This is a genomic window from Catenulispora pinisilvae, from assembly GCF_015356865.1.
Taxonomy (GTDB): Bacteria; Actinomycetota; Actinomycetes; order Streptomycetales; family Catenulisporaceae; genus Catenulispora; species Catenulispora pinisilvae.
Genome location: NZ_JAAFZA010000332.1, coordinates 1 through 9,318, shown reverse-complemented (window position 1 = coordinate 9,318; position 9,318 = coordinate 1). Strand labels below are relative to the sequence as shown.

Annotated in this window: 11 protein-coding genes; 3 read left to right on the top strand and 8 right to left on the bottom strand. The window is 69.8% G+C overall.

Features of this window, described 5'->3' with window-relative positions; all coding sequences use genetic code 11:
* The coding region (locus IZR01_RS45420) for a carboxylesterase/lipase family protein (RefSeq protein WP_194927448.1) at positions 1-1,506 on the top strand (1,506 nt) is incomplete at its 5' end.
* 253 nt (positions 1,507-1,759) lie between these two features.
* On the opposite strand, the gene IZR01_RS45415 is transcribed toward IZR01_RS45420, so the two are convergent.
* Complete coding sequence (locus IZR01_RS45415; protein ID WP_194898624.1) at positions 1,760-2,494, bottom strand: hypothetical protein; 735 nt, start codon at positions 2,492-2,494, stop codon at positions 1,760-1,762.
* A 193-nt stretch (positions 2,495-2,687) separates the two neighbouring features.
* Positions 2,688-3,266: a TetR/AcrR family transcriptional regulator gene (locus IZR01_RS45410; protein ID WP_194898623.1), complete on the bottom strand. Its 579-nt coding sequence runs from the start codon at positions 3,264-3,266 to the stop codon at positions 2,688-2,690.
* Positions 3,267-3,350: 84 nt separating this feature from the next.
* Between IZR01_RS45410 and IZR01_RS45405 the strand changes: the two genes are divergently transcribed.
* Positions 3,351-4,232 carry an SDR family oxidoreductase gene (locus IZR01_RS45405; RefSeq protein ID WP_194927447.1) on the top strand — a complete coding sequence of 294 codons (882 nt, stop codon included), beginning with the start codon at positions 3,351-3,353 and terminating at the stop codon, positions 4,230-4,232.
* Positions 4,233-4,346: 114 nt separating this feature from the next.
* Here the strand turns inward: IZR01_RS45405 and IZR01_RS45400 are convergent, their stop codons facing one another.
* The 5 genes from IZR01_RS45400 to IZR01_RS45380 form a co-directional block, all read right to left on the bottom strand.
* A complete protein-coding gene (locus tag IZR01_RS45400) occupies positions 4,347-4,868 on the bottom strand; it encodes a GNAT family N-acetyltransferase (RefSeq protein WP_194898621.1) in 522 nt (173 codons plus the stop codon).
* A gap of 89 nt (positions 4,869-4,957) precedes the next feature.
* The gene (locus IZR01_RS45395; protein ID WP_323747286.1) at positions 4,958-5,740 is read right to left on the bottom strand and encodes an ABC transporter permease; all 783 of its coding nucleotides are present in this window, start codon (positions 5,738-5,740) and stop codon (positions 4,958-4,960) included.
* Positions 5,737-6,726 carry an ATP-binding cassette domain-containing protein gene (locus IZR01_RS45390; RefSeq protein WP_194927446.1) on the bottom strand — a complete coding sequence of 330 codons (990 nt, stop codon included), beginning with the start codon at positions 6,724-6,726 and terminating at the stop codon, positions 5,737-5,739. Before IZR01_RS45390 ends, IZR01_RS45395 begins: the two co-directional genes overlap by 4 nt.
* A gap of 63 nt (positions 6,727-6,789) precedes the next feature.
* Positions 6,790-7,659, bottom strand: coding sequence for a DUF4097 family beta strand repeat-containing protein (locus IZR01_RS45385; protein WP_194898619.1), 870 nt, complete (start codon positions 7,657-7,659; stop codon positions 6,790-6,792).
* Positions 7,660-7,743: 84 nt separating this feature from the next.
* Complete coding sequence (locus IZR01_RS45380; protein ID WP_194898618.1) at positions 7,744-8,280, bottom strand: ribbon-helix-helix protein, CopG family; 537 nt, start codon at positions 8,278-8,280, stop codon at positions 7,744-7,746.
* A gap of 148 nt (positions 8,281-8,428) precedes the next feature.
* On the opposite strand from IZR01_RS45380, the gene IZR01_RS45375 reads away from it, so the two are divergent.
* Complete coding sequence (locus tag IZR01_RS45375) at positions 8,429-8,944, top strand: pyridoxamine 5'-phosphate oxidase family protein (RefSeq protein WP_194927445.1); 516 nt, start codon at positions 8,429-8,431, stop codon at positions 8,942-8,944.
* Positions 8,945-8,989: 45 nt separating this feature from the next.
* On the opposite strand, the gene IZR01_RS45370 is transcribed toward IZR01_RS45375, so the two are convergent.
* Positions 8,990-9,223 carry a hypothetical protein gene (locus tag IZR01_RS45370; RefSeq protein WP_194898616.1) on the bottom strand — a complete coding sequence of 78 codons (234 nt, stop codon included), beginning with the start codon at positions 9,221-9,223 and terminating at the stop codon, positions 8,990-8,992.
* Between the last annotated feature and the right edge of the window lie 95 nt (positions 9,224-9,318).

The following is a 9,318-nucleotide window of genomic DNA, read 5'->3' as shown; positions in this document are numbered from 1 at the left end:
TGCACGACCAGCACCACGCTGGGCCGGGTGCAGGGCGTGGCCGAGGGCGGCACCTGCGCCTACCTCGGTGTCCCCTACGCCGCGCCGCCCACCGGTTCCCGCCGGTTCCTGCCTCCGGCCCCGGCGGCGCCGTGGCATGGCACGCTTTCGGCGACCACCGCCAAGCCGGGCTGCCCGCAGGATCTGAGCGTCGGCGGGGGCGGCAGCGAGGACTGTCTGTACACGCAGATCTGGCAGCCGCGCTCGGGCGGTGCGGGCAAGCCGGTGATGGTGTTCCTGCACGGCGGCGCCGACGAGCTGGGCTCGGCGAACGAGCCGGTGTTCGACGGCGCGGCGCTGGCCGAGCGCGGCGACGCGGTCGTGGTCAGCGTCGACTACCGGCTCGGACTGCTCGGCTGGACCGAACTGGGCGGCCTGGACCGGCGCTACACCGGCTCGGGCAACAACGGGCTGCGCGACCAGATCGCCGCGCTGACCTGGGTGCGGCAGCAAATCCGGGGCTTCGGCGGCAACCCGGGCGACGTCACCGTCTTCGGCCAGTCCGCCGGCGCCGTCTCCATCTCCGCGCTGCTGGCCGGCGACCACCCCGAGCGACTGTTCCGCCGGGCCATCGTCGAAAGCGGCCCCGGCTACCTGGTCCACACCGCGCAGTACGCGCAGGACGCCGCCGCACACGTGCTGGCCACCGGCGCGATCACCAGCGTGGCGCAGCTGGACGCGATGAGCACCGACCAGTTGCTCCAGCTCCAGATCAAGGCCCAGCAGGGCCAGTCCGGCCTGGCCTCGGCACTGTTCTTCGGCCCGTCGATCGACGGGCAGCTGATCCCCGGCCCGGTGGTGGACCGGATCGCCGCAGGCAGCGCCCGGAGAGTCGACGTCATGCTCGGCACCACCGAGAACGAGACCGACTACTGGGCCATGTTCGCACCGCAACTGCTGGACCTGCCGCTGTCCGCCTACCAGAGCTTCCCGGCGGTGCTGGCCGCACAGAAGCAGAGCATGTACACGCAGTACGCCGCCGACCGGCCCGGCCTGACGGAGGGCCGCGTGGTCAACGCCATGCTCACCGACCAGATGATGCGGGTGCCGACGCTGCGGATGGCGCAGGCCCAGGCGCGGTGGCGCCCGACGTACGTGTACCAGTTCAACTGGCACGTCCCCTACGCCACCGGCGTACCGGAGGCACAGAACCTAGGCGCGATGCACACCGAGGAGGTGCCCTTCGTGCTGGGCAACCTGGACCTGGACGCCTACCCGCGCGGCGCCGCCACCGTGGCCGCCGAACGCCCGCAGCTCACCAAGCTGTCACAGGACATGATGGACGCCTGGTCCGGCTTCGCCCGCACCGGCCACCCCGGCTGGCGCAGCTACACCCCGGCCACCCGCGACACGAAGATCTGGGACACCCCGGAGCGGGTACAGGACGGGCCGCAGGAGGCCGAGCGGGCTTTGTGGGACGGGTTCGGGTTCTCCGCCTGGGACTTGGAGCCGTGGACCGCGCCGTGACCGCCGGCCTCCGGCACGCCGCTTGAACGCGGGAGCTAGACGATTGATTCCTGGGGGTACCGGCGCGAAACGTCACGCAGCCTCTGGCTGTCAAGGGCACAGTAGCGGCGCCTGGCCGCCCCGGCCGGCCACCCGAAGCCAACCAGGGCTGAGGGCGGCCGTCCGTGACGCCCATGCTTGCTGCTCAGCCGTTTCGCAAGGACTGCTTGTCAGCCGGCGGTCCTGCTAGCCGGAACCCCCAGGAATCAATCGTCTAGGCCTTCGGCCTCAGCTTGGCTCCCGCATAGCGTTCGATCAGGTCAGCACTGGCCTGAGTCCGCAGAATCACCGAGGGTGCGGTTCCTTCCTTGTAGTCCTCGTAGTCGATCTGAATGTCGATCGGCTCCAGGAGGGGGACCTGGCCGGTTGCGTGGGCGTCACGCTCCGGGAGGGCCTCGTACCCGCTCGGCCGCCACCAGTACAGCTGCGGGCTGATGGCCTTGGCGCCCTTGTTGTAGAAGGCCGCCGTGACCTTCGCCAGGGCTTCGGCAGCGAGGATGACGTTCATCTCCTCGCTGATGACGTGTATCAACACGTACTCAGGGAGCGGGAACGACACCAGCGCACCGAAGCTCGCGGCCTGCGGATCCAGATAGCGTCGCAGGGCGTGGATATGGGAGCTCACGTAGCGGTGCTCACCGCCGACGACGGTGTACTTCACGCCCTCGAACTCCTCCTGCAAGCTGTAGTGCTGCTCGGCCAGGGACATCTCCACGGCCTGCCCGAAGAACGTCTCCGGCGCCGCGCCGTCGAGCTCGGACCGGTTCACCAGCGAGGCCGACTCGGCGGAGTCGACGACGACGATCTCCATCAGCCCGGGCGCGAGGCGGCGGGCCAGCAGGATCTCCTCGACCGGCGGCATGCCGGATTGGCGCAGCTGCGCAGCCATCTGTTCCAGGTTCTGATCCGAGTAAAGCCGTATGCGCAGGTTCCGCGTGTCGATGGTCAAGTCTGTCTCCCCTCACCCCCGACGGCTCGGGTCGGCCGTCGGCCAAAGCCGGTGTCCGACCCTATCCGCGGGGCCAGAGGAGGGGTCCTGCGACAGAACTGGCTCAGGTGCGGCCCCCCATACTGACGCCTCTTCAGCCTGCGGGCCGGCGGGGTGGTTGTGCCTCGCCCGATTCGGGTGAACCGCCGCAGGACTAGCCCAGTGACGCGGTTGCCTCGCGCAGGTCGTTCAGGGCGGCGCGAGCGTGGTGCGCGAGGCCTTTGCCGTCGTCGTGGTCGCTTTCGGACCATTGCGTGTAGCCCCGCTTGAACGCCAGGACGCCCAGTTCGGCTGCGAGGTGCGCGGTCGGATCGGGGACGCCGCGATCGACGAGCGCCGCTTTCATCGCGGCGGCCAGGCTGACGCTTTTGAGGGCGTCGCGTTCCTGGAGTTCGGTGCTGGCCGCCACGGCCGCTTTCAGTCCGGGGCCGATTTCGCGGTTGGCCGGGCCCATTTCGCTGGACGCGCGTTCCAGGCCTGCCTCGACCGCCTCCAGGGGGCTGGCGCCCGCCGGTGCCTCGGCGATGCCGTCGGCCAGGAGCCTGCTCAGCGTCTCCTGCCCGGCCACCAGGACCTCGCGCTTGTCGGAGAAGTGCCGGAAGAAGGTGCTCTTGGTGACTCCGGCGCGCTCGACGATCTGCGCCACGGTGGTGGCGTCGTAGCCCTGTTCGTTGAACAGTTCCACTGCTGCCACGACCAGTCGTTGGGTCGCCCCCGGTTGCCATCGCGCCATGTGCCCATCATAGGTGATGGGACATGAGTCCCGTCAGCCTGCTACGGTGATGGGACAACAGTCTCATCACTTGGGGAGAACCTCATGCGCGTCTTCGTCACCGGCGGCACCGGCACCATCGGCTCCGCCGTCGTCGCCGAACTGCTCGCCAACGGCCACACCGTGCTCGCCCTCGCCCGCTCCGACGCCTCCGCCCAGGCCCTCAAGGCCGCCGGCGCCGAGGCACTGCCGGGAACGATCGCCGCCCTCGACGTCCTGCGCGCCGGCGCCGCGCAGTCCGACGGCGTCATCTCACTGGCGTTCGGCCGCGACTACGCGAGCCCGGAAGCGCTGGCGGCGTCCATCACCGAGGAGAGCGCCGCCATGGCCGCGCTGGGACAGGAGCTGATCGGCACCGACCGCCCGATCGTCACCGTCTCCGGGACGCCCTGGGTGCCGGGCCGCGCCAGCACCGAGGCCGACCCGGCGCCGACCGACGGACCGGTCGGCGGTCGCGGCCGCTCTGTCAACGCGCTGCTGGAGCTGGCCGCACGCGGTGTGCGCGCCACGGCCGTCCGCATGCCGCGCACCGTCCACAACAACGGCGAGGGCGGATTCGCCGGCCTGCTCACCGACCACGCGCGCCGCACCGCGGTGGCGGGCTACCCGGGCGATGGCACCCAGCGCTGGCCAGCCGTGCACGCCCTGGACGCCGCCGTCCTGTTCCGGCTCGCCCTGGAATCGGCCCCGGCCGGAACGCTCTGGCACGCCGTCGCCGACGAGGGCGACGCGGTACTCGATATCGCAACCGCCATCGGCCGGCAGTTGGGCCTGCCGGTCCAGCCGGTGCCGCAGGAGAACTTCGGCCCGTTCGGCGTGATCTTCGCGATGGACCAGCCGGCCTCCAGCGCCCACACCCGCCAGGCCCTCAACTGGCGGCCGACGCACCCCAGCCTGCTCGACGACCTGAAGAACATCCAGCCCTGAGACCTGATGAACCAAAACGCCGCCCGCCGAGACACGAACTTGATACGTGTCCCGGCGGGCGGCAATCGTGGTGAATCCATGGGGTCAGACAGGGTCAGACAGGGTCAGGCGGGGTCAGGCGGGGTCGGCGCCGAGCTCCTTGCGGAAAACGAACTCCCGCGCGCTGTACCCCATCCGCTTCTCGTAGAAAGGCACCGACAGGGCGTTGTTGGTCTCGGTCTCCAGCAGGACCACCTCCGCACCCCGCTCCCGGCCCCACGCCTCGGCCGCCTGCATCAGGGCCGTGCCGACGCCGTCACGCCGGTAGGCTCCGAGCACGCCGAGGCTGTCGATGTGCAGCCGCCGCCGACCGAAGTCGGTCTGCAACTCCCGGTAGGCGCCCTCGATCGGCTCGTGCAGCGTGGCACCCAAAGTGCCGGCCACGACCCCGTCGACCTCCGCGACCAGAAGCAGGTTGTCATCGGCGGCGCGCTTGTGGGTGTGGATCTCCTCGATCCACTCGGCCAGGCCTTCGGAGGCCGGCACGTGGAAGGTGTCCGGATTGGTAGCCGTGAACAGGCTGCCCATCTCCCGCCACACTTCTGCGCCGGCCACACCGTCGCCCGCACGGGACTCTCTGATCGAGATTTCGCTCATCGATCCAGCATGCCGTCAAAGCCTCGTGTATGCGCTGCCTCGTGTATGCACTGCGGCGTGGATGCTCTGCGGCGTGGACGCATCAGCCATCAGCGCCGCCGGGAGAACGACCTCCGGGACCACGTGAAGCCGATCAGAGCTGCGCCGGCGCACCACGCGGCCGCGATCCACGCGTCCTGCCCGATCGGCCCGCCGACCAGCAGCCCCCGCAGAGTATTGATGATCGGGGTGAACGGCTGGTACTCGGCGAACAGCCGGACCGGGGTCGGCATGGTCCTGGTCGCCACGAAAGCGCTGCTGATCAGCGGCAGGATCTGGAGCGGCAGCACCGCCGTGTTGGCCCCGCCAGGGCTCTTGGCCGCCGCGCCGAAGGCGATCGTCAGGCAGGTCAGACCCACGGTCACCACCAGCAGCAGACCGGCCGCGGCCGCCCACTGGGCGGCTGAGGCGTGCGGCCGGAAACCCAAGCCCACCGCCGCGGCCATGATCAGCCCGACCGCGGCCAGGGTCCGCAGCACGCCGCCGAGGATGTGCCCGGCCATCAGCGCCGACTGCGAGATCGGCATCGTGCGGAACCGGTTGACGATGCCCTGGGTCATATCGACGCTCACCGTGACCGCCGTCGTGCCGCCGCCGTAGCACACGGTCGTCAGGAACATCGACGGCGCGATGTAGTCCAGGTAGGCCGAACGGCCGCCGGGCATGCCGTCGGCGCCGGAACCCAGCGCCCCGCCGAAGATGTACACGAACATCAGCAACAGGATGACCGGAGTCACCAGCCCGGTGATCAGCATCATCGGGAACCGGACGCCATGCCGCAGACTACGGTGCAGCATCGTCCCGGAGTTCCGGACCGCGATCGACGCGCTCACAACATCTCCTTCTGCGCAGTGGGCTGGCCGGCCAAGGCCGCGGGACGCCCCGTTGGAGCCGTGGACCGTTCGGTCAACGCCAGGAAGACGTCGTCCAGATCGGCACTGAGAACACTGACTTTCGCAACCTCGACCCCGGCATCATCCAGCCGGTCCAGAAGCGTACGCAGCGAACGCAAACCGCCATCGGTCGGCACCCGCAAGGCCAGGGCCTTGGGGTCACGCTCAGCCTCGGCCACCAACCCCGCGGCGACGGCCAGCTGATCGGCGGCGGAGAACTCCAGGCGCACGCTGCCACCGGGGATCCGCCGCTTAAGCTCATCGGCAGTACCCTCGGCCACCAGCACGCCGTGGTCCATGACCCCGATCCGGTCGGCCAACTGGTCGGCCTCCTCCAGGTACTGCGTGGTCAAGAAAATGGTGACGCCACGCCCGGTCAGATCACGGACGATCTCCCACATCGCATGCCGACTGCGCGGATCCAGCCCGGTCGTCGGCTCATCCAGGAAGATCACCCGAGGCTCGGCGACCAACGTCATGGCCAGGTCCAGCCGACGGCGCATACCGCCGGAGTAGGTCGCGCCCCGGGCCTTGCCCGCCGCGGCCAAGTCGAACTTCTCCAGCAGGTCCGCAGCCAGCGCCTTGGCCCGCCCGCGACCCAGCCGGTACAAGTTGGCCATCATGATCAGGTTCTCCTCGCCGGTGAGGAGGTTGTCGACGGCGGCGAACTGGCCGGTCACGCTGATCAGCGGACGGATCCGGTCGGCCCGGCGCACGTCGTCGCCCATGATCCGGGCGGTCCCGGAATCAGCCGGGAGCAGCGTGGTCAAGATATTGACCATAGTGGTCTTACCGGCGCCGTTGGGACCCAACAGCGCATAAATCGAACCCTGCGGAACCGACAGATCGATGCCGTCGAGCACCGTCTTGCCGCCATACGCCTTCCGCAGCCCGGACACCTCGATCGCGGGCGGTGACACAGCCATTGATTCCTCCCCCTTATTTTGCTGAACGGTGCTTCTGAAGTGGCGCTCTTCCGATGAACGGCGTCAGGCGCGGTGCACCCACACATCGCCGTGCAAAGTGCGGGCACTGACCTTGACCCGGTCAGTTCCGGTCGGCCCGTCGGCATCGTCCAGATCGTTCGCCACACCGCCGACCAGGCTGCTGACATCCAGCAACGCCGAAGTACCGGCCCGGACCCCGACCTCCACCGCACCGACAGTGGTCTGCAACTGCACCGAACCGGTGCGCACCTGCCCGATCCGGATATCGCCGTTGGTGACCTTCACCTCCACATCGGAATCGGCCCGCTCGACCGTCACCACCCCGTTGACCCCGGCCACTTTCAACGCACCGGAAACCTGCCCGAGCCGGGTCGCCCCGCTGGTGTTCCGGACATCCACGGTGCCCTCGACCCGGCCGATCTCGACCTTGCCCTGCGCGGCCACCACATGCGCGGAACCGGCGACCGCCTCGACAGTGACCGCGCCCAGCGCCGTCTCCACCCACAACGGCCCGGTCTCCCCCAACACGATGTCGCCAGAACCGGCAGTGAACCGGCACTCGCCGAGCCGACCCGCACTGTTCAGCTGGGCCAGGCCCGCCACGCCCTTGAGCGTGGAGCCCGCGGCCAGCCGGACAGTCACCTTCACCGTGCCGTCACCGGTGTACTTCGGAGACAGCCTGCCGCCCCGGCCGAACAGCGGCGCGCGCTCCTTGGGAGTGCGGATCTCCAACTCGCCGCCGGAGAACTCCACGGTCGTGGCCGCCGCCGCCTTGACGCTGGCGGCGGTGTCGTCGGCCGGGACGACGTCGACGGTGGTGCCGTCTTCATGCGGGCCGGCCAGCAGGTGGACTTCGGCGGCGCGCAGTTCCAGTTTCAGTGTGATCGGGTCGGTGGTGGCGAAAATGGGCATGGCTGTGCCTTTCGATGGGTCGCGGATGGCTTGGAAAGTGAGTGCGGTGAGTGCGCGGTGAGTGCGGTGGCGGCGGTCCCGCTGTCAGTTCGACCAACCCGAGTAGCGCTGGCCGATGTGCAGCCCGGAGCGCGGCGCGCGCTGCGCCTCGGCCGCCGCCACCGCGCCGACCGCCCGGACCAGCCAGGCGTTCGACGACAGGCCGGCCCTGGCGGCCAACTCGTCCACCTGGCTCTTCAGCCGGGCGGGCAGGCGCAGACTCACCCGGGCCAGGACGTCGTCCTCGGCTTCGGGCTCGGCGTCGGCCACCGACAGCGCGCTGAGATCGGCGGGCTCGTCGGCGAGGTCATCGGCACCGGCGGCTGACGGCCCGCCGGCCGGCGGTGGCGTCACCACCAGGTCCGGGTTCCGGTCGCGCAGCCGGACGTCGACCCGGCCCGGGGCGATCGCCTCGGAGACCTCCCCGGCGGCCGAGGCGACGACGTCCAGCATGGCCAGCCGGAACGCGGCGTCCAGCGGGATGGCGAAGCGCTCGATCAGCGCCTCGGCCTCCGCGCCGCCGGCCGTCGCGGCGGCGGCCAGCGCCTGGTGGAGGGATTCGAGATGCGGCTCCAGGTCCATGACAGCAATGTAGCGCCATCATGACGTCACTGCAAGCAAAGTGACGTCATAGTGACGTCACCCCTCACTCGGAGTGCCTCCGACCAGCTCGTTCTGTCGGTGCGGTCTATCAGTGTGTTCTGTCAGTGCGGTCTGGCAATGTCGCCCCATGCACGAAACCCCCGAAGAACTGACCGCGCTCCAGGACCTCCTCGACGCCAGCGCCGCCACCGCCGGCCCGCACCTGCGCGACATCATCACCAACGATCGCCGCATGAGCGCCACCGCGCTGACCGACCACCTCCAGGGGATGCGGCTGATCACCCTGGCGACCGCGACCGCCGACGGCCGCCCGCTGACCGGCCCGTTCGACGGCTACTTCCTGCACGGCTCCTGGTGGTTCAGCTCCGGCCCGGACGCGGTGCGCATCCGCCACCTGAAGGCGCGCCCGGCGGTGAGCGCGACGTACCTGCCCGGCGAGCAGGTGGCGGTGACGGTCCACGGCCAGGCCGAGCTGTTCGACCTGCACGGCCCGCAGTGCGCGCCGATGCGGCAGGCGATGCTGGACCACTACCTGCCGAAGCAGGGGCCTGCGTTCCAGCAGTGGATGGAAGGGCTTGAGGGCGGCATCGGGGTGCGGATCGACGCCCGGAAACTGTTCACCTTCGCCGCACCGCAGGACTGAGCCGCCACACCCGCCCGGGCCGCCAACTGCTTGAGCCGACCCGGTTCATTCCCAGCCGTGGTCGGCGTACGTCTGTTTATCCCACTCTGGATACCGGGTGGTGTAGGTACCCCAACCCATGTGCCGGTAGTAGAGCGTCATCGCCTCGAAGAAGCTGGCGGCCTCGACGGTCCACACGAGCTGTGCCTCTCCGGTGAGCAGCGCTCGGGCTCCGTCTCCGCGCGGCCCGGCCAGGCAGAACGCCGGTCCATCCTCGTCGTCCCAAAGCTCGTGAAGCACTGACCCAGGATAGTGGCAGTCCCTATCGCGGCATCGCCGGCAGCTCCGGCAGCGCGGTCGAAGACAACCACCCGTCGAAGAACCCGCCCAGGTCC